We start from the raw sequence: 20,550 nt of genomic DNA on the forward strand, positions 1-20,550 counted from the left end.
AGGTGACATGCGCGTGACAGGATTTGCCGGTCTCTCCGGAGTGGGCAAGACCACCCTGATCGAACGCCTCATTCCCGCACTGCGGGCCCAGGGTCAGCGGGTGTCGGTGGTCAAGCATGCCCATCACGGCCCCGATGTGGACCACCCCGGCAAAGACAGCTTCCGGCACCGCGAGGCCGGCGCGTTCGAGGTGGTGGTGGCGTCGTCACGGCGTCTGGTGCTCATGCGCGAGTTCGAGTGCGAGGTCGCGCTCACGGTCCACCAGATGCTGGCCGAACTCTCACCCGTGGCCGACTGGGTGTTGGTGGACGGCTTCCGCGATGCCGACATCCCCAAGCTGGAACTCTGGCGACAGCAGCCCGGCGGGCTGGCGCTCTATCCCCTGGACCCCTTCGTGGTGGCGGTGGTCACAGACGATCCGGCCAAGCTGCCGGAGCCCACCGGCTTGCCTGTGCTGGACATCAACGACCCGCAGGCCGTGGTGGCCTGGATGCAGGCGCATGCCCATCGGTTCGACTATCGTTTTCCGGAGCCTGACGCTGTATGAGTGACCCTGCTTCGTCGCTGGCGGCCAAGCCACGGCCCGGCCTGATGCGGCTGGAAGACGCGATCGCTGGACTCCTGAGCAGCGTGCAGCCGGTCGCACAAACCGAGACGGTGCCCACGTTCGACGCCGATCAGCGTGTGTTGGCACAAGACCTGGTGTCGGCGCTCGACGTGCCGGGTTATGACAATACGTCCATGGACGGCTACGCCGTGCGTTGCGCCGATTTGCTCGCCGCAGCGGGTGGGAGCTTGCCGGTATCGCAGCGCATACCAGCGGGGCATTTCGGGTCGGCCTTGAAGCCCGGCACGGTGGCGCGGATTTTCACCGGCGCGCCCCTGCCCCCCGGCGCGGACGCCGTGGTCATGCAGGAAGACGCCGAAGTCGTGGGCGAAGCAGGGGGGCAAACGCTCGTGCGCTTTCATGCCATCCCTCAGGCGGGCCAGTGGATACGGCGGCAGGGTGAAGACGTGCGCCGCGGTGCCGTGGTACTGCCTGCTGGTCAGCGCCTGGGACCGGCCGAACTCGGCTTGGCCGCGAGCGTGGGCTTTGCCCAGTTGCCGGTATGGCGGCGGGTGCGGGTGGCGCTGTTTTCCACGGGTGACGAACTGGTCATGCCCGGTGAGGTGGCGCCCGAGCAGATGCGGCCTGGCGCCATCTACAACTCCAACCGGTTTTTCCTGCGGGCCCTGTTGCACCGCCTGGGCTGCGAGGTGAGCGATCTGGGCATTGTGCCCGATCAGCGCGAAGCGACGGTGGCGGCCTTGCGTTCGGCCGCCGAGGCTCACGACGTCATCCTCACCAGCGGTGGCGTCTCGGTGGGGGAGGAAGACCACATCAAGCCGGCTGTGCAGCAACTCGGTGCGCTGGACCTGTGGCAGGTCGGCATGAAGCCGGGCAAGCCCTTTGCCCATGGTTGGGTAACCAGGGCTTCGGGCCATGGACGCTGTCACTTCGTGGGATTGCCTGGGAACCCGGTGTCGAGCTTCGTCACCTTTCTGTTGCTGGTGCGGCCATTCCTGCGTCGCTTGCAGGGGGTTCAAGGGCCCGAGGCCGACGGGTTGCCGCAACCCATACCGATGACGGCCCATTTCGACCTGCCCAAGGGCGACAAGCGCCGGGAGTTCCTGCGCGTGCGCCGCAATGCCCAAGGCGGGCTGGAGCTGTTTCCCAACCAGAGTTCGGGCGTGCTGACTTCGGTCGTGTGGGGCGATGGCCTGGTGGACAATCCGCCGGGTCAGGCCATTGCACACGGCGACGAAGTGCGCTACCTTTCTTTCGATGCCCTGTTGTCCTGACGCCATGACCATCCATGTCCGTTTCTTTGCCGCCATCCGCGAAGCGGTGGGCACGCCGGAAACCACGCTGCAGACCTCTGCCGCCACCGTGGGGGCGCTGCGCGACGAGCTCGTGGCGCGTGGCGGTGCCTGGGCCGAAGCTTTGGCCCGAGGCAAGGCGGTACGCGCCTCCGTCGATCATGCCATGGCCGATGACGCCACCCCACTGCGCCCCGGCGCCGAGGTGGCGTTCTTTCCGCCCGTGACCGGTGGCTGAGCCGGAGCCGACCATGACGACCATGAGCACGGCCCGCGTCCGCATCCAGACCGGGGATTTCGATCTCGGGGCCGAAGTGGCCGCGTTGCGTGCCGCCGACGCCCGTGTGGGCGCGGTCTGTGCCTTTGTGGGCACGGTGCGGGACCGGAATGACGGGCTCAGCGTCTCCACCATGGAGCTGGAGCACTACCCTGGCATGACCGAAAAGGCCATCGAGGCCATGATCGACGAGGCGCACCGGCGCTTCGACATCTTCGGCGCCCGTGTCATCCACCGTGTGGGGTTGTTGCAACCGATGGATCAGATCGTCCTGGTGGCCGTGACCTCGGCCCATCGGGGCGAGAGCTTCCAGGCCTGTGAATTCCTCATGGACTACCTCAAGACGCAGGCACCGTTCTGGAAGAAGGAACAGACGCCCGATGGCGCCCGCTGGGTGGACGCCCGGGTCAGCGATGACGCCGCGCTGGCCCGCTGGGGCATCGACAGCCGCAACGGCTAAAACCCCTTTACCTGCGCCACTTCACCTGCTGGCAGATCAATCCCCCATGACCACGCCTTCGCGGCGCGGGTCGGCACCACCGAAATACCCCCCGGGAACACGCTGGATGGCCTGCAACCCGCTGGTCATGGGCATTTCCCGCACCTCGTGCCCGCGTGCTTCAAGCGCCTGAACGGTGGCGGCGGGAAAGCGTTGCGCTTCCAGCAGCGTGGGGCCGTTGGTGGAGCCGAAGTTGGGCAGGTCGATGGCCTGCTGCGGATTCAGGCCCCAGTGCAGGGTGCCCCACAGCGTCTTGGCCGTGTAGTGGATGATCAACGCCCCACCGGGGCTGCCGGCACTCATCACCAGTTGCCCGCTGGAGCGATCGAACACCAGCGTGGGCGACATGGACGAGCGTGGGCGTTTGCCCGGCTGCACACGGTTGGCGATGGCTTGTCCCTCGGCGTTTCGGGGCACGAAGCTGAAATCGGTCAACTGGTTGTTGAGCAAGAAGCCCCGGACCATCTGACGCGAACCGAAGGCGGCCTCGATGGTGGTGGTCATGGCCACGGCTCGGCCCTGGGCATCGATGATGCTGATGTGACTGGTGCCGTATTGCGGCTGCTCGGGCATGGGGGCGAAGCTGGTCTGGGTGCCGGGTGGGCGACCGGGTTGAGCCACTTGCATGGATTGTTCACCGATCAATCGGGCGCGCTCGGCCAGGTAGGCCGGGGACAGCAGGCTCATCCAGGTGCCGGCGGGCGGGGCAACGAAATCGGGATCGGCGACGTATTGCGCCCGGTCGGCGAAAGCGAGCCGGGCGGCCTCGGTGTAGAAGTGCAGCCAGTCGGCGGTAGGCAATCCGTCCGCACCCAAGGGTAATGCGGCACCCGGTGTGTGCTGCAGAATGCCCAGGATCTGACCGATGGCGAGGGCACCCGAACTCGGGGGTGGAAAGCCGCAGAGCCGCCACTGCCTCTGCGGCGGCACGCCGTGGTCATGGCAGAGAGGCTCGCGCTGGATCGGCTGGTAGCCTGACAGATCGGCCAGCGTCATGCGGCCCGGGTTGGTGGGGTGGCTGCGCACCTTGTCCACAATGGCCTGGGCCACCGGCCCCTCGTGCAGGGCTTGGGAGCCGTGCGCCGCGATGCCCCGAAGCACCTCGGCCAGTTCGGGGTTCTTCAGCACATGCCCCACCGGCCAGGGTTGACCGCTGGCGTCGTAGAAGTAGGCGGCGGCCACCGGGTCTTGCTGGAGGTGGCGCTCCGCTGCGAGCAGCGTGTGCAGCCGGGGACTGACCGGAAAGCCCCGTTCGGCCAGCGCGATGGCCGGCTGGAGCAGCGTGGCCCAGGGTAGGGTACCGTGCCGTCGGTGGGCCAGCTCCAGCATGCGAACCGCGCCGGGCACGCCCACCGCACGCCCACCTACGGCAGCGTCCATGAACGCCATGGGCTTGCCGTCGGCTTGCAGAAAAAGGTCCTCATCGGCAGCTGCGGGGGCGGTTTCGCGCCCGTCGTAAGCCTCGACGGTTCGACCGTCGAAATGCAGCAGAAAGGCACCACCGCCGATGCCGCTGGACTGGGGCTCCACCAACGTGAGCACCATCTGCACGGCGACGGCGGCATCCACCGCGCTGCCGCCGGCTTGAAGCACCTGGTAGCCCGCCTCGGTGGCCAACGGATTGGCTGCGGCAACGGCAAAGCGGGTGGTCTGCCAGCCCGGTTTGGCGCTGAGGCCCGAGTCGCCTTCGGGCGCCAGGGACGCATCGACAGACAACGTGGGGGTTGGCGTGCCACAGGCGGCCAGCAGCAGGACCGACAGCAGGAAAGCGTGAAGAATGGATGGCATGGTGGGGTCCGGAGCGTTCAACGTGCAGGCCAAAGGGTACGACAAAGTGCCGCTTGACGATCGGTTTCCCTGCCACCCTTCACTTGAAAACCCCTGCCACCATCCCCAACATGGCTTCAGTTCATTCATCAGCAGGAGCATCTGCATGCGCATCGACAAACTCACCACGAAGTTCCAGGAGGCCTTGGCCGAAGCCCAGACGCTGGCCCTGGGGCAGGACCACGCCTACATAGAGCCAGCCCACGTCCTGGCCGCCATGCTGCGCCAGCAGGACGGTCCCAAGTCGCTGCTACAGCGAGCGGGCGTGAACGTGGCCGCACTGAGCAAAGCCGCAGACGAGGCCATCGCCAAACTCCCGCAGGTGCAGGGGCAGGAGCAGGTGCAGGTCAGCCGCGACACGGTGACGCTGCTACAGGCGGCTGAAAAGGAAGCCATCAAACGTGGCGACCAGTTCGTGGCCAGCGAGCTGTTCCTGCTCGCCCTGGCCGACGGCAAAATGGCCCTGGCCGAAGAAGCTCGCAAGGCGGGCCTGAAGCGCCCAGCGCTGGAGGCGGCCATCGATGCCGTTCGCGGTGGCCAGAAGGTGGACAACCCCGAGGCCGAAGGGCAGCGAGAGGCCCTGAAGAAGTACACCCTGGACCTGACCGAACGTGCCGCGCAGGGCAAGCTGGACCCTGTGATCGGCCGCGACGACGAGATCCGCCGCACCATTCAGGTGTTGCAGCGCCGCAGCAAGAACAACCCGGTGCTGATCGGCGAGCCCGGCGTGGGCAAGACCGCCATCGTCGAGGGGCTGGCGCAGCGCATCGTGGCGGGTGAGGTGCCTGATACGCTCAAGGACAAGAAGGTGCTGGCGCTGGACATGGCGGGCCTGTTGGCGGGTGCCAAGTTCCGTGGCGAGTTCGAAGAGCGCTTGAAGGCCGTGCTCAAGGAAGTGGCACAGGAGGAAGGTCGCATCATCCTGTTCATCGACGAAATCCACACCATGGTGGGCGCGGGCAAGGCCGAAGGCGCCATCGACGCGGGCAACATGCTCAAGCCGGCGCTGGCGCGCGGCGAGCTGCACTGCATCGGCGCGACCACGCTGGACGAATACCGCAAATACATCGAAAAAGACGCCGCACTGGAGCGTCGCTTCCAGAAGGTGCTGGTGGAAGAGCCGACCGTGGAGGCGACCATCGCCATCCTGCGCGGCTTGCAGGAACGTTACGAAGTACACCACGGCGTCGAGATCACCGACCCGGCCATCGTGGCGGCGGCCGAGTTGAGTCATCGCTACATCACCGACCGTTTCTTGCCCGACAAGGCCATCGACCTGATCGACGAGGCGGCGGCCAAGATCAAGATCGAAATCGACTCCAAGCCCGAGGCCATGGACAAACTGGATCGCCGCCTGATCCAGCTCAAGATCGAGCGCGAGGCGGTGAAAAAGGAAAAGGACGAAGCCTCCATCAAGCGGCTGGGCCTGATCGAGGACGAGATCGCCAAGCTGGAGCGCGAGCTGGCCGACCTGGAAGAGGTGTGGAAGAGCGAGAAGGCCGCCGCGCAGGGCTCCGAGCAAGTGCGCAAAGAGATCGAGCAGACCAAGATCCAGATCGAAGAGTTCAAGCGCAAGGGTGATTTCAACAAAGTGGCCGAGCTGCAATACGGCAAGCTGCCCGAGTTGGAAAAACGTCTGAAGGACGCCCAGGCCAAGGAAGAAGCAGGCGGTACCACGGCTGGGCCGAAGCTGCTGCGCACCCAGGTGGGTGCCGAGGAAATCGCCGAGGTGGTGGCGCGCGCCACGGGCATTCCCGTGAGCAAGTTGATGCAAGGCGAGCGTGACAAGCTGCTTCATATGGAGGAGAAGCTGCACGAGCGCGTGGTCGGGCAGGACGAGGCCATCACGGCCGTGGCCAACGCCATCCGCCGCAGCCGTGCGGGCTTGAGCGACCCCAATCGACCGCTGGGCAGCTTCCTGTTCCTGGGGCCCACCGGCGTGGGCAAGACCGAGCTGTGCAAGGCGTTGGCGGCCTTCCTGTTCGACAGCGAAGAGCACCTGATCCGCATCGACATGAGCGAATTCATGGAGAAACACTCGGTGAGCCGCCTGATCGGCGCGCCTCCGGGCTACGTGGGTTACGACGAAGGCGGCTACCTGACCGAGGCCGTGCGCCGCAAACCGTACAGCGTCATCCTGCTGGACGAGGTGGAAAAGGCCCATCCCGACGTGTTCAACGTGCTGTTGCAGGTGTTGGACGACGGGCGGCTCACCGACGGCCAGGGCCGCACCGTGGACTTCAAGAACACGGTGATCGTGATGACGAGCAACATCGGCTCGCACCTGATCCAGGCCATGGTCGGGCAGGATGCCGAGGACATCAAGGACGCGGTGTGGGGCGAGCTCAAGCAGCACTTCCGGCCCGAGTTCCTCAACCGCATCGACGAGACGGTGGTGTTCCATGGCCTGAACGCCGAACACATTGCCAACATCGCCAAGATCCAGCTCAAGGTGTTGGAGGAACGCCTGGCCAAGATGGATCTGAAGCTCACGGTGAGCGATGCCGCCCTGGCCGAATTGGCCAAGGTCGGGTTCGACCCGGTGTTCGGCGCCCGGCCGCTCAAGCGGGCCATCCAGCAGCGGATCGAAAACCCGCTGTCCAAACTGATACTCGAAGGCCGCTTCCCGCCCAAGAGCGAGATCCCGGTGGACGTGGACCCGATCCGGGCCCCGGGTCAGTTCCAGTTTGGGCGCGTGGTGCACTGACGACTCCTGGCCTGAGGGGGGCGTGGGCCTCTCAGGCCATCGTCAGCCCGGCGCAAGGCGGAGGGACGATAATTATGAATTCAGTTTGAGTTCGGCCACCCCAGGTGGCCTGTCGATCACCGGAGACTCCATGACTGCCCACGTTTCCTACGCCGATTTCTACCGCCGCTCGATCGATGATCGTGACGCATTCTGGACCGAGCAAGCCGCTCTGATCGACTGGCACCGACCACACGACCGCGTTTGCAATTACGACCGCCCGCCGTTTGCTCGCTGGTTCGAGGGCGGACAGACCAATCTGTGCCACAACGCGGTGGACCGGCACCTGAAAGACCGTGCCGACCAGAATGCCCTGATCTTCGTCTCCACCGAGACCGGCACCGAAAAAACCTACAGCTTCCGCGAACTGCACCAGGAGGTGCAGCGTTTCGCGGCCATCTACCGCTCGCTCGGCGTGAAGAAAGGCGACCGGGTGCTGATCTACATGCCCATGATCGCCGAGGCCTGCTTTGCCATGCTGGCTGCCGTGCGCATCGGCGCCATCCACTCGGTGGTGTTTGGTGGCTTTGCCAGCCACTCGCTGGCCAGCCGCATCGATGATGCGCAACCCAAGGTCATCGTCAGCGCCGACGCCGGCATGCGCGGCGGCAAGGTGGTGCCCTACAAGCACCTGCTGGACGAGGCCATCCACCTCTCTGCGCACAAGCCCGCCCACGTGGTCATGGTCAACCGTGGTTTGGCAGACCTGGCCCCGGTCGCGGGCCGCGATCTGGACTACGCCACCCTGCGTGCCCAGCACCTGGATGCCCAGGTGCCCTGCGAATGGGTGGGCAGCACCCACCCCAGCTACATCCTCTACACCAGCGGCACCACCGGCAAACCCAAGGGTGTGCAGCGCGACACCGGCGGCTACGCCGTGGCGCTGGCGGCGTCCATGAAGTACATCTACATGGGCGAACCCGGCGAAACCTACTTTTGCACCTCCGACATCGGCTGGGTGGTGGGGCACAGCTACATCATCTATGGCCCGCTCATCAACGGCATGGCCACCATCATGTACGAAGGCTTGCCCATCCGTCCCCATGCGGGCATCTGGTGGAGTCTGGTGGAAAAGTACAAGGTCAGCGTGATGTTCTCGGCCCCGACGGCGGCTCGGGTGCTGAAAAAGCAGGACCCGGCCTATCTCACCCAATACGACCTCTCCAGCCTCAAGGCGCTGTTCCTGGCTGGCGAACCCCTCGATGAACCCACCGCCACTTGGATCGCCGACGCGATCCAAAAGCCCATCATCGACAACTACTGGCAGACCGAGACCGGCTGGCCCATCATGGCCATCTGCAACGGCGTCGAAAAAGCCCCCACCAAGTTCGGCTCACCCGGCAAAGCGGTATACGGCTACGACGTGCGCCTGATCGACGAAACCACCGGCGAGGAAATTAACGAGCCTCACAAAAAGGGCGTGATCGCCGTAGAAGGGCCACTGCCGCCCGGCTGCCTGCAGACCGTCTGGGGCGACGACGAGCGTTATGTCAAGACCTACTGGTCGAGCATCCACGGCCGCACCATGTACAGCACCTTCGACTGGGGTGTGAAGGACGCCGACGGCTACTTCTTCATCCTGGGGCGCACCGACGACGTGATCAACGTGGCGGGGCACCGCCTGGGCACCCGTGAGATCGAGGAGAGCATTTCCAGCCACCCCAACGTGGCCGAGGTGGCTGTGGTCGGCGTGGCCGATCAGCTCAAGGGGCAGGTGGCCGTGGCCTTTGCCGTGCTCAAGGACGCCTCTCTGGCGGCCACTGCGGCAGAGGCGCTCAAGCTCGAAGGCGAAATCATGAAGCTGGTGGACGAGCAGCTCGGAGCGGTGGCGCGACCGGCCCGGGTGCGCTTCGTCAACGTGCTGCCCAAAACGCGATCCGGCAAACTGTTGCGCCGCGCCATTCAGGCGGTGTGCGAAGGTCGCGATCCCGGCGACCTGACCACCATGGATGACCCAGCCGCCTTGCAGCAGATCCGAGACTTGCTGGCCACCTGAGCGCACCCATTTGGGTACGCCTGGTGGTATGGCCCGATATCGGGTGCTAATATTCGCATATTTCAGCAACAAGCGTGAGATGCCGTGACACCGGCATCGGCGTCTGCGGTGCAGAAAGGCGCGTTGAGATATGCAGGAAACCACAGGTTCAGAGGCTGGCGAAGACAAAGCCCGGGTTTTCGAACTGGCGGCCGAACTCTTCGGCATCCTCGCCACGCCCATGCGTTTGCGCATTCTCAGTGCATTGTGCGACCGGGAAAAATCGGTTTCCGAGCTGCTGGCCGAAATCGACACCACGCAACCCAACCTGTCGCAGCATCTCAACCTCCTGTACCGTGCTGGCGTGCTGGCCAAGCGCAAAGAAGGTACGCAGGTCATCTATCGGGTGCAAAGCGAGCGGGCCGTGACGCTGTGCCGTACCGTATGCACGCAGATCGCCATCGAAATGGATGAGCCCTCCAGCATTCCAGCCTCCGAGCGCCTGTCACCACGACCCTGATTCATCATCGGCCGGACTAGGCCATACAATGGGCCATGGCTCATTGGTCTTTCCTCTCATTGTTTCGCCTTGCCCCGCCTGTGCTGGCGCTGGCCCTGCTAGGAGCGTGCAGCACCGCCAACCTTGGGGTGTCCGTTCCGGTAGGGCGAAGCACCGGGGTGGGCGTGAGTGTCGGAACCGATGGCCGTGTCGGGGTGGGCGTAGGCGTCTCGGTGGGGTCGGGCACCGTCAGTGTCGGCACCTCGGGTCAGCTGCCTGTCAAAAAAGAAGAAGACACTGCCGAGCAGAAATAAACCCTTCAGGCGGCAAGTGGGCCGGTGCGTTTGCACGACACCCTTCGGCCCGGCCGCAGGAGACATGCACGAATTCTTTGCCAGCCTTTCGCGTTCGATGGCACAATGGCGGGCTGCACAGGTCCTTCCAGTCACTGTCGCATCCGCCAACCGGTCCAGCCGTGTCGCGGAAGGTTTTTTCAACCAGCTAATGTTTCCTGCAGGGAAACGGAGGTCAGCGAACCCATGAGCGAGACGAACAGCGTCTACCTTGCTTACCAAAGCAACTCCTATCTCTTTGGCGGCAACGCGCCCTATGTCGAAGAGATGTACGAAAACTATCTGGCCGATCCCACCAGCGTGCCCGATTCCTGGCGTGCCTACTTCGACGCGCTACAGCACGTGCCCGCCGTGGATGGGTCTGACGCTCGTGACGTTCCCCACCTGCCGGTCATCAACGCCTTCGCCGAACGCGCCAAGCAGGGCGTGACCCAGGTGGTCATTGCCGCTGGTGCCGATTCCGATTTGGGCCGCAAGCGCGTGTTCACCCAGCAACTCATCGCTGCCTACCGAAACGTGGGGCAGCGCTGGGCCGATCTCGACCCCCTCAAGCGCACCGAACGGGAACACATTCCCGAGCTGGATCCGGCGTTTTACGGCTTTTCCGATGCCGACCTGGAAACCGTTTTCAACACCAGCAACACCTTCTTCGGTCGCGAGACCATGCCGCTGCGCGAGCTGTTGAACGCGCTGCGCGAAACCTACTGCGGCACCATCGGGGCCGAGTACATGTACATCTCCGACCAGGCACAGAAGCGCTGGTGGCAAGAGAAGCTCGAAAGCATTCGCAGCAAACCCAACTTCACAGCAGAAAAGAAAAAGCACATTCTGGAACGCCTGACCGCCGCCGAGGGGCTGGAGCGATTCCTCCACACCAAGTACGTGGGACAGAAGCGTTTCTCCCTGGAAGGCGGGGAAAGCTTCATCGTGGCCATGGACGAACTGATCCAGCGTGCCGGAGAGAAAGGCTTGCAGGAAATCGTCATCGGCATGGCCCACCGGGGCCGCCTGAACGTGCTCGTCAACACCCTGGGCAAGATGCCCAAGGACCTGTTCGCCGAATTCGAGCACACCGCGCCTGAGGACTTGCCCGCCGGCGACGTGAAATACCACCAGGGTTTCAGCTCCGACGTGTCCACCCCGGGCGGCCCGGTCCACTTGAGCCTCGCATTCAACCCCTCGCACCTGGAAATCGTCAATCCGGTGGTGGAAGGCTCGGTGCGCGCCCGCATGGATCGCCGTGGCGACCCCAAGGGCAAGCAGGTACTGCCGGTGCTGGTGCATGGCGACGCCGCCATCGCTGGCCAGGGGGTGGTGCAGGAGACGCTGGCCCTGTCGATGACACGTGGTTATTCCACCGGCGGTACGGTGCATATCGTCATCAACAACCAGATCGGCTTCACCACCTCCGACCCGCGTGACGCCCGCTCCACCCTGTACTGCACCGACATCGTCAAAATGATCGAAGCGCCCGTGCTGCACGTCAACGGCGATGACCCGGAGGCAGTGGCCCTGGCCATGCAGCTGGCGCTGGAGTACCGCATGGAGTTCGCCAAGGATGTGGCGGTGGACATCATCTGCTTCCGCAAGCTGGGCCACAACGAGCAGGATACCCCCTCGCTCACCCAGCCGCTGATGTACAAAAAGATCGCCAAGCACCCCGGCACCCGCAAGCTGTACGCCGACAAGCTCGTCGCCCAAGGCATTCTGTCCGAGGATGGCCCGGAAGAAATGGTCAAGGCCTACCGTGCCGCCATGGATGCCGGCAAGCACACGGTGGATCCGGTGCTCACCAACTTCAAGAGCAAATATGCCGTGGACTGGGCGCCCTTCCTGGGCAAGAAATGGACCGATGCCGCCGACACCGCCATTCCGCTGACCGAGTGGAAGCGACTGGCCGAGCGCATCACCTACGTGCCTGACAACATCACGCCTCACCAACTGGTGAAAAAAGTGTTGGCGGACCGGGCCGCGATGGGCCGCGGCGAAATCAACGTGGACTGGGGCATGGGCGAGCACATGGCTTTTGCCTCATTGGTCGCCAGCGGCTATGCGGTTCGCCTCTCGGGTGAGGACTGTGGCCGGGGCACTTTCACCCACCGCCACGCCGTCATCCACGACCAGAACCGGGAACGGTACGACGAGGGAACCTACATTCCGCTGCAGAACGTGGCCGAAAACCAGGCGCCGTTCGTGGTGATCGACTCCATCCTCTCGGAAGAGGCGGTGCTGGGTTTCGAATACGGCTATGCCTCCGCAGACCCGAACACCCTGGTGATTTGGGAGGCCCAATTCGGCGACTTCGCCAACGGCGCCCAGGTGGTGATCGACCAGTTCATCGCTTCCGGCGAAGTGAAATGGGGCCGGGTTAACGGCATCACCCTGTTCCTGCCGCATGGCTATGAAGGGCAGGGGCCTGAGCACAGCTCGGCGCGTATCGAACGCTTCATGCAACTCGCGGCCGACACCAACATGCAGCTGGTACAGCCCACCACGGCCAGCCAAATCTTCCACGTGCTACGCCGGCAGATGGTGCGCAACCTGCGCAAGCCGCTCATCGTTTTCACGCCCAAGTCGCTGCTGCGCAACAAGGACGCGACTTCGCCGTTGTCCGAGTTCACCAAAGGCGGGTTCCAGACCGTGATCCCCGAGCAGGACGCCGAGGTGATCAAGAACGCCGCCAAGGTCAAGCGGGTCATCTCCTGTTCCGGCAAGGTTTACTACGACCTCATCAAGAAGCGCGAAGAGCGGGGGGCGAACGACGTTGCCATCATCCGAGTCGAGCAGCTCTATCCCTTCCCGCACAAGGTCTTTGCCGCCGAGCTCAAAAAGTACCCCAACGCCACGGAAATCGTGTGGTGCCAGGACGAACCGCAAAACCAGGGCGCGTGGTTTTTCGTGCAGCACAACATCCACGAAAACATGCTCGAAGGTCAGCGCCTGGGCTATGCCGGCCGCGCGGCTTCGGCCTCGCCGGCCGTGGGCTATGCCCACCTGCACCAGAACCAGCAAAAGAACCTGGTCGAGGCCGCTTTCGGCAAGCTCAAGGGATTCATCCTGACCAAGTAACCCACACCAAGAACAACGCATTCAAGGACTGATTCATCATGGCTATCGTAGAAGTCAAAGTGCCACAGCTGTCGGAATCCGTGGCCGAAGCGACCCTGTTGCAGTGGAAGAAAAAAGTCGGCGACCCCGTTGCCGCCGACGAAATCCTGATCGAGATCGAAACCGACAAGGTGGTGCTGGAGGTGCCGGCTCCTGCGGCGGGCGTGCTCTCTGAACTGTTGGTGGCAGATGGGGGTACGGTCGTGTCCGATCAATTGATCGCCCGCATCGATACCGACGGTAAGGTGGCCGCTGCGCCTGCCACTGCGCCCGCAGCCGCACCGGCGCCGTCTGCCGCCGTCGCCGCTCAGGCCAAGGACATGAGCGCCGTGGCCATGCCTGCGGCCGCCAAGCTCATTGCCGACCACAACCTGGCTCCGGGCTCGGTCACGGGCACCGGCAGGGACGGCCGCGTGACCAAGGGCGACGTGCTGGCCGCCGTCGCTTCCGGCGCGGCCAAACCCGCTGCAGCTCCCGTGACGATTCCCACGGGTGCGCCGACCAAGGTGTTGCCCCAGGTGACCGCGCCGGTGGTCGCTCCCGATCTGGCCAACCGCCCCGAGCAGCGCGTGCCCATGAGCCGTCTGCGCGCCCGCATCGCCGAGCGTCTGCTGCAGTCGCAGGCCACCAACGCCATCCTCACCACGTTCAACGAGGTGAACATGGCCCCGGTGATGGAGATGCGCAAAAAGTTCCAGGAGAAGTTCGAGAAGGAGCACGGCGTCAAGCTGGGCTTCATGAGCTTCTTCGTGAAAGCCGCCGTGCATGCCTTGAAGAAGTTCCCGATCCTCAATGCCTCGGTGGATGGGAACGACATCGTCTATCACGGCTACTTCGATATCGGTATCGCCGTCGGGTCCCCCCGCGGCCTGGTGGTGCCCATTCTGCGCAACGCCGACCAGATGAGCTTTGCCGACATCGAGAAGAAAATTGCCGAGTTTGGCCAGAAGGCCAAGGATGGCAAACTGGGCATCGAAGAGATGACCGGCGGCACTTTCTCCATCTCCAACGGTGGTGTGTTCGGCTCGATGCTGTCCACCCCCATCATCAACCCGCCGCAGTCGGCCATCCTGGGCGTGCACGCCACCAAGGACCGCCCGGTGGTCGAGAACGGGCAGATCGTGATCCGTCCGATCAACTACCTGGCCATGAGTTACGACCACCGCATCATCGACGGCCGCGAGGCCGTGCTGGGCCTGGTGGCGATGAAGGAAGCGCTGGAAGATCCGGCCCGCCTGCTGTTCAACATCTGATCGCTGGAAAGCCACCATGTCCCAGACTTTTGATGTGATCGTCATCGGCGCCGGCCCCGGGGGGTACATCGCCGCCATCCGTGCGGCGCAGCTCGGCTTCAAGGTCGCCTGCATCGATGAATGGAAAAATGCGGCCGGGGGACCGGCACCGGGCGGTACCTGCACCAACGTGGGCTGCATACCGTCCAAGGCGTTGCTGCAGTCGTCCGAGCATTTCGAACATGCCCAACACCACTTTGCCGAGCACGGTATCTCCACCGGCAAAGTAACCATGGACGTGGCCAAGATGGTGGCCCGCAAAGACGCCGTGGTCAAGCAGAACAACGACGGCATTCTCTACCTGTTCAAAAAGAACAAGGTGAGCTTTTTCCACGGCCGGGGTTCTTTTGTGCGGGCTTTCGAGGGCGGCTACGAAATCGCCGTGAGTGGCGACAAGCCCGACACCCTGGTGGCCAAGCAGGTCATCGTGGCCACAGGCTCCAACGCCCGCGCACTCCCGGGCGTGGCGTTCGACGAAGTCAACATCCTGTCCAACGACGGTGCCTTGCGGTTGAGCGCCGTGCCCAAGAAGCTGGCCGTCATCGGCTCAGGCGTCATCGGCCTGGAAATGGGGTCGGTTTGGCGTCGCCTCGGAGCGGAGGTGACCATCCTCGAAGGGCTGCCCACCTTCCTGGGTGCCGTGGACGAGCAGATCGCCAAGGAAGCCAAGAAGGCTTTCGACAAACAGGGCCTGAAGATCGAGCTGGGCGTGAAGGTCGGCGAGATCACCACCAGCAAGAAGGGCGTGAGCATCGCCTACACCGACGCCAAAGGCGAGAGCAGAGGGCTGGAAGCAGACAAGCTGATCGTCTCCATCGGCCGTGTGCCCAATACCATCGGCCTGAATGCCGAAGCGGTGGGTTTGAAACTGGACGAACGCGGTGCCATCGTGGTGGACGACGAATGCCGCACCAACCTGCCCGGCGTCTGGGCGGTGGGTGACGTGGTGCGCGGCCCCATGCTGGCGCACAAGGCCGAGGAAGAGGGCGTGGCCGTGGCCGAGCGCATCGCAGGCCAACATGGGCATGTCCATTTCAACACCATTCCCTGGGTGATCTACACCAGCCCGGAAATCGCCTGGGTGGGACGCACAGAGCAGCAGCTCAAGGCCGATGGCGTGGCCTACAAGGCCGGCACCTTTCCGTTCCTGGCCAATGGCCGCGCTCGCGCGTTGGGCGACACGACCGGCATGGTGAAGATCCTGGCCGACGCCAAGACCGACGAAATCCTGGGTGTGCACATCGTCGGCCCCATGGCTTCCGAGCTGATTGCCGAAGCGGTGGTGGCCATGGAGTTCAAGGCCAGCGCCGAGGACATTGCCCGGATCTGTCATGCCCATCCGTCGCTGTCGGAAGCGACCAAGGAAGCCGCCCTGGCGGTGGACAAGCGCACGCTCAACTTCTGAGAGGCTTGGCAGCAGGCAGCATCGATGCAGGTCAGCGCAACGGGGGGGCGTGTGCCGGTGTTCGGGCCGGTGCGCGCCGCCTATGAGTCAGAGCTGAAAACCCGGGGGTTCAAGAGCGACCCGGCTCAGTTGCGCGCCATCGAGGCGTTGGAGCGATGCGCGGCCGAATGGGCTCATTTCAAGCAGCGCCGCTCCAACCCCATCAAGAAGCTCATCAACCGCTTGCCCATCCCGCGTGGGGTGTACATGTACGGTGGGGTTGGGCGTGGCAAGAGCTTTCTGATGGACTGTTTTTACAATGCCGTGCCGCTGCGCCGCAAAACACGGCTGCACTTCCACGAGTTCATGCGCGAGGTGCATCGCGAGCTGGCCGAACTGCAAGGCACCGTCAACCCACTCGACGAACTGGGCAGGCGCATGGCCAAGCGTTACCGCTTGGTTTGCTTCGACGAATTCCATGTGGCCGATGTGACCGACGCCATGATCCTGCACCGGGTGCTGGATGCGATGCGCAAGTACGGCATCGGCATGGTCACCACCAGCAACTTCCATCCGGACGACCTGTATCCCGACGGCCTGCATCGTGATCGCATCCTCCCGGCGATCGAGTTGCTCAAGCAGACCATGGAAGTGCTGAATGTGGACAACGGCACCGACTACCGGCGGCGCACGTTGGAACAGGTGCGTCTGTACCACACGCCGCTCGGCCCCGAGGCCGAGGCCGAGATGGAATCCGCTTTCGAGCGGCTGGCCGAGGCGCACGACGAGCCCCCGGTGTTGCACATCGAATCCAGGGAGATTCGTGCCATCCGGCGTGCCGGCGGGGTGGTGTGGTTCGACTTCCGCACCCTCTGTGGCGGGCCGCGTTCACAGAACGACTATCTCGAGATCGCCACCCAGTTCCATACCGTCCTATTGAGCAATGTCCCCCACATGCCGGTGAACATGGCCTCGGAGGCACGCCGCTTCACCTGGCTGGTGGACGTGCTGTACGACCGCCGGGTGAAGCTCATCATGTCGGCAGAAGTGCCGCCAGAGCAGCTCTACACCGACGGGCCGCTGGCCCACGAGTTTCCGCGTACCGTCTCGCGCCTCAATGAAATGCAGTCCAGGGAATACCTGGCTCAGGAACGTCGCGACGTAGATACCTCGCTGACCTGAAAGCCGCACCTCAGGTCGATGGCAGAGAGCCCGGGCGAGACCGCGCCGACGACACAGGCAGCGGTTCCAGCTTGACGATGATGAGCGCCATGTTGTCGCCGTGGCCTTCGGCACGTTGCCGGGCTTTGCCGATCAAGAACTCGCAAGCCTGACGAGGGGGCAGTTGATGAACCACCCGCCCGAGCTCGGCGCTGCTGAAATAGTGCCAGATGCCGTCGCTGCAGGCCACCAGGCTGTCTCCCGCCTCCAGCCGCTCGATCCGGTGCGTGCCGATCGCGGGTTCGTGATCGGCACCCAGGCAGTGCAGCAGCAGGTTGTTTCGCGGATCGTTGAGTGCTTCCTCTTCGGTGAGCTGGCCCTTGTCCACCAGGTTCTGGACGAACGAATGGTCCAGGGTCCGGTGCTGGAGAATCCCCTGGCGAAAGTGGTAGAGGCGCGAGTCACCTGAGTGCACGACATGGCATTCGCCATTGGGGTTGATGACGAACGCCACGATGGTGCTGTGCGGCTCCTGCTCGGTGGAGGCCGCCGTCAGCCGGATCACGACATGCGCCTCCACAGCCACACGGGACAGGAACTCGCCGCCGTCATCCGTGTTCGGGTCGTAGCGCTCAAAAAGCTGTTGGGCCGTGAGCAACACCTGTTCTGCAGCTTTGCGCCCGCCGCTGCGTCCCCCCATGCCATCGGCTACCACGCCGAGCACGCAGCCCTTGACGCGAGGGTGAGCGGTCAACAGCAGCTGATCCTGCTGGTATTCCCGGTCGCCCAGATCGATCCCGGTGGAGGCGACGATGCGAAAGCCGTGGGCCATGAGGTGGTGATGGGTCAGCAAAAACGGTCAACTCATCATACCGGGGAAAAGGACACAGGGTCCGTGTCATAAAAATCTGACATATCCGACAAGATTGCTTGGGTTTTTATGACAGCACATCAGGGTCAACCCGGGTTCAAATGTCTATTACAAACCAATCTAAGACCATATGGACACGGATTCACTTGCAGCATCGCATGCATACGGGAGCCAAGCGACGATGGATCATGCCACTTTCAGTAATTTTCTTGAGACTGCCGATTTCCCTCGGAGGATGAGCGAGGGGTGGACGATTCTTTCATCGACCAGCCGCATGTCGCACCTCTTGAGGCGCTTCATGGGTTGGACAATTGCCAGCGTCTTAGCCGCAGTTGTCCTGGACATATTGCTTGGAAATCTGTACCCCGATCGCAGTTACTGGCTTCACATTTTGATTCTGATGGGGATCACCATGCCCCTGCTGTTGCTGGGTGGCGCCCACTTTACCCGTCAGGCGATGCTTCAGGAAAGGGCGCTGCATCGCCGTGATGCACGCAACTGGCGTCAGGCTCGTCGCGATCCCTTGACCCTGGCCGACAACCGTCAGGCACTCAAGGAAGCCATCGCTCGGCTCAACCGGGTCAGGCCCGGGGTGAAGGCCGCGCTCTTTGTTCTGGACCTGCACGAATTCCAGCGCATCAACGATGCCTGTGGCCACAGGGTCGGGGATGACGTGCTGCGCGAAGCCGGTCAGCGGCTGCGCTCCACGGCCTTCGCCCACTCCCTGCATGCTGATGACAGCGCCGTTCATTCCCGCATGCGCGGGATGCATGCGCCGCGTCTGGTGCGCGTAGGCTCGGATGAACTCGGGATATGGTTTCCCCTTTGGCCCGTAGGCAAAAGTCCGTCAGACGTGGCCCGTGACATGCTTCTGGTGCTGCGAAAGCCGTTCGCGGTGGCCGGTTTGCAGTTGTATGTGCGTGGAAATGTGGGTTATGTGATGCACACCGCCGGGCAGGTCAGCGCCAGCGACTGGTTGACCCATGCCAACGCGGCCACTCAACAAGCCAAGCGCTTGGGCGTGGGGCGGCATGCCGCATTCGAACCCGAACAAATCGACGCTTTGGTAAAGCGTCTGGGCATACAACAAGCCTTACAGGCCTGTGTATGTGATGGCAGTGGATTCACGCTTGAGTACCAGCCGATCGTGTCGATGGAGCTCAAGACGCTCATGGGTTGTGAAGCCCTGCTGCGCTGGAAGCATCCGGAATGGGGAGACGTTTCCCCTGCGTCTTTCATCCCGATCGCCGAAGGCAGTGACCTGATCCGCCCCCTGGGGCGCTGGGTTCTGAGGCGAGCGATACAGCAGATGGCGGCGTGGCGTGCGCAAATGCCCGTGGCTGCGATGTTGCGCCTGAAGGTGTCAGTCAACCTGAGCAGGGCTCAGTTACATGACCCTGAACTGGCTCCCCTGATCGAGCAACTGCTGGCGGAATACGAGGTCCCGGCCAGTGCGTTGAGGCTGGAGGTCACCGAATCGCTGCCATTGGACGATCCCGACAGCCTGGCCACACTGGAACGCCTGCGCCAGCTGGGCACGACGCTAGCCCTGGACGATTTCGGCACCGGTTATTCATCTCTGGCGGCCCTGCTGAACCTGCCGGTTCGCTGCGTCAAGATCGACCGAGAGTTCATTTCCGGCATCGACACTTGCCCTTACCGTCAGGCATTGGTCTCCAGTGTGGTTCGCGTGGCAGAGGTGATGGGGCTGGAGGTGGTGGCCGAAGGCATTGAACAGGAAGCCGAAGCCCGCAAGCTGCAGGCGCTGGGTTGTCGTCAGATTCAAGGCTGGTACGTCAGCCGCGCCCTGCCACCTGACGTGTTTGCCCAGCGCTGGTTGCAGGCACCTGCAGCCCAGTCTGAGCCAGAGCCTGAGACGAACCACGCGCCCTCGTCGTGCGACCCGTCGGCCTGCACGCTCAACCGTTTCGGGAGCTGCCCGACCGTGACGCCTGCGTCACGCACCGCTGACCCGGTGTCAGCGCCTTCCTTTTAATCCACCTAGGAGCATTCCATGGGCATTCTCACCAACCTCAGAATCGGCACACGCCTCGGCCTGGCCGATGTGGTGCTGCTGGATCTGAACCTTCCGGTGCCGGCCGGCGAACCGCCTTCCGCCGAACTCCCGGGGCTCAAGGTGCTGCCCCGATTGCGGAAACTCACCCAGGCGCGCATCGTGGTGCTGAGCATGTATGACGNGTGCTGCTGGATCTGAACCTTCCGGTGCCGGCCGGCGAACCGCCTTCCGCCGAACTCCCGGGGCTCAAGGTGCTGCCCCGATTGCGGAAACTCACCCAGGCGCGCATCGTGGTGCTGAGCATGTATGACGAGAGCGCGGTCGTTCTGCGGGCCTTGCAGCTGGGTGCCAGCGGCTTCGTGACCAAGAGCAGTCCAGGCGATCGGCTGTTCGAGGCGATCGACGCCGTGCGGCATGGCACCACCTATGTGGACCCGGCCATCCTGGGGGTGACGGCTGCTCCAGCGCTTTCATCAGCATCGACCGGGACGGTCGACCCGTTCCGGGAAAAGACCGGAGACGAACTGTCTCGGCAGGAGCGAGAGGTCGGCCAACTCCTGCTCGCCGGCCTGACCCAGAAGGCGATCAGCCATCGGCTCGGGGTGAGCCCGCAGACCACACACACCTACAAGCGGCGGCTGAAGGAAAAGCTGGGGGCCCCCCGAGTTCGACACGAAGCGC

Annotated in this window: 15 protein-coding genes; 13 read left to right on the forward strand and 2 right to left on the reverse strand. The window is 63.8% G+C overall.

What is annotated here, in order from left to right:
* Positions 1 to 7 precede the first annotated feature (7 nt).
* From mobB to moaE, 4 genes are read left to right on the forward strand one after another with little or no spacing between them, the layout of a single operon-like run.
* Positions 8 to 547 carry a molybdopterin-guanine dinucleotide biosynthesis protein B gene (mobB, locus tag HZS63_RS11995; protein ID WP_180684277.1) on the forward strand — a complete coding sequence of 180 codons (540 nt, stop codon included), beginning with the start codon at positions 8 to 10 and terminating at the stop codon, positions 545 to 547.
* Entirely contained in the window at positions 544 to 1,842 is a 1,299-nt protein-coding gene (locus tag HZS63_RS12000; protein WP_180684260.1) for a molybdopterin molybdotransferase MoeA, read from the forward strand. The genes mobB and HZS63_RS12000 overlap by 4 nt, the downstream gene beginning before the upstream one ends.
* Positions 1,843 to 1,846: 4 nt before the next feature.
* Complete coding sequence (gene moaD / locus HZS63_RS12005; RefSeq protein WP_180684261.1) at positions 1,847 to 2,098, forward strand: molybdopterin converting factor subunit 1; 252 nt, start codon at positions 1,847 to 1,849, stop codon at positions 2,096 to 2,098.
* A 22-nt stretch (positions 2,099 to 2,120) separates the two neighbouring features.
* Positions 2,121 to 2,597 (forward strand): molybdopterin synthase catalytic subunit MoaE, encoded by a 477-nt coding sequence (gene moaE, locus HZS63_RS12010; protein ID WP_180684278.1) that lies wholly within the window; start codon positions 2,121 to 2,123, stop codon positions 2,595 to 2,597.
* A gap of 36 nt (positions 2,598 to 2,633) precedes the next feature.
* Here moaE and HZS63_RS12015 read toward each other — a convergent pair whose 3' ends face one another.
* Entirely contained in the window at positions 2,634 to 4,424 is a 1,791-nt protein-coding gene (locus HZS63_RS12015; protein ID WP_180684262.1) for a gamma-glutamyltransferase family protein, read from the reverse strand.
* 145 nt (positions 4,425 to 4,569) lie between these two features.
* Between HZS63_RS12015 and clpB the strand changes: the two genes are divergently transcribed.
* The 7 genes from clpB (at position 4,570) to zapE (ending at position 17,002) form a co-directional block, all read left to right on the forward strand.
* Positions 4,570 to 7,170: an ATP-dependent chaperone ClpB gene (gene clpB, locus HZS63_RS12020; RefSeq protein ID WP_180684263.1), complete on the forward strand. Its 2,601-nt coding sequence runs from the start codon at positions 4,570 to 4,572 to the stop codon at positions 7,168 to 7,170.
* Positions 7,171 to 7,300: 130 nt separating this feature from the next.
* Positions 7,301 to 9,205: a propionate--CoA ligase gene (locus HZS63_RS12025; protein ID WP_180684264.1), complete on the forward strand. Its 1,905-nt coding sequence runs from the start codon at positions 7,301 to 7,303 to the stop codon at positions 9,203 to 9,205.
* A 130-nt stretch (positions 9,206 to 9,335) separates the two neighbouring features.
* Positions 9,336 to 9,704 (forward strand): ArsR/SmtB family transcription factor, encoded by a 369-nt coding sequence (locus HZS63_RS12030; protein ID WP_180684265.1) that lies wholly within the window; start codon positions 9,336 to 9,338, stop codon positions 9,702 to 9,704.
* A gap of 518 nt (positions 9,705 to 10,222) precedes the next feature.
* Entirely contained in the window at positions 10,223 to 13,105 is a 2,883-nt protein-coding gene (locus HZS63_RS12035) for a 2-oxoglutarate dehydrogenase E1 component (protein ID WP_180684266.1), read from the forward strand.
* A gap of 38 nt (positions 13,106 to 13,143) precedes the next feature.
* Complete coding sequence (gene odhB, locus HZS63_RS12040) at positions 13,144 to 14,397, forward strand: 2-oxoglutarate dehydrogenase complex dihydrolipoyllysine-residue succinyltransferase (protein ID WP_180684267.1); 1,254 nt, start codon at positions 13,144 to 13,146, stop codon at positions 14,395 to 14,397.
* A gap of 16 nt (positions 14,398 to 14,413) precedes the next feature.
* Positions 14,414 to 15,841 carry a dihydrolipoyl dehydrogenase gene (gene lpdA / locus HZS63_RS12045; RefSeq protein WP_180684268.1) on the forward strand — a complete coding sequence of 476 codons (1,428 nt, stop codon included), beginning with the start codon at positions 14,414 to 14,416 and terminating at the stop codon, positions 15,839 to 15,841.
* 24 nt (positions 15,842 to 15,865) lie between these two features.
* Positions 15,866 to 17,002, forward strand: coding sequence for a cell division protein ZapE (gene zapE / locus HZS63_RS12050; RefSeq protein ID WP_180684269.1), 1,137 nt, complete (start codon positions 15,866 to 15,868; stop codon positions 17,000 to 17,002).
* Positions 17,003 to 17,012: 10 nt separating this feature from the next.
* Here the strand turns inward: zapE and HZS63_RS12055 are convergent, their stop codons facing one another.
* Positions 17,013 to 17,813, reverse strand: a complete 801-nt coding sequence (locus HZS63_RS12055; RefSeq protein ID WP_180684270.1) for a PP2C family protein-serine/threonine phosphatase — start codon at positions 17,811 to 17,813, stop codon at positions 17,013 to 17,015.
* A 451-nt stretch (positions 17,814 to 18,264) separates the two neighbouring features.
* Here HZS63_RS12055 and HZS63_RS12060 point away from each other — a divergent pair, with 451 nt between their 5' ends.
* Positions 18,265 to 19,848 (forward strand): putative bifunctional diguanylate cyclase/phosphodiesterase, encoded by a 1,584-nt coding sequence (locus HZS63_RS12060; RefSeq protein ID WP_180684271.1) that lies wholly within the window; start codon positions 18,265 to 18,267, stop codon positions 19,846 to 19,848.
* Between the two features lie 203 nt (positions 19,849 to 20,051).
* On the forward strand, positions 20,052 to 20,550 hold a 499-nt coding region (locus HZS63_RS12070; RefSeq protein WP_180684273.1), incomplete at its 3' end, for a LuxR C-terminal-related transcriptional regulator.

The organism is Tepidicella baoligensis (genome assembly GCF_013432195.1).
GTDB lineage: Bacteria > Pseudomonadota > Gammaproteobacteria > Burkholderiales > Burkholderiaceae_C > Tepidicella > Tepidicella baoligensis.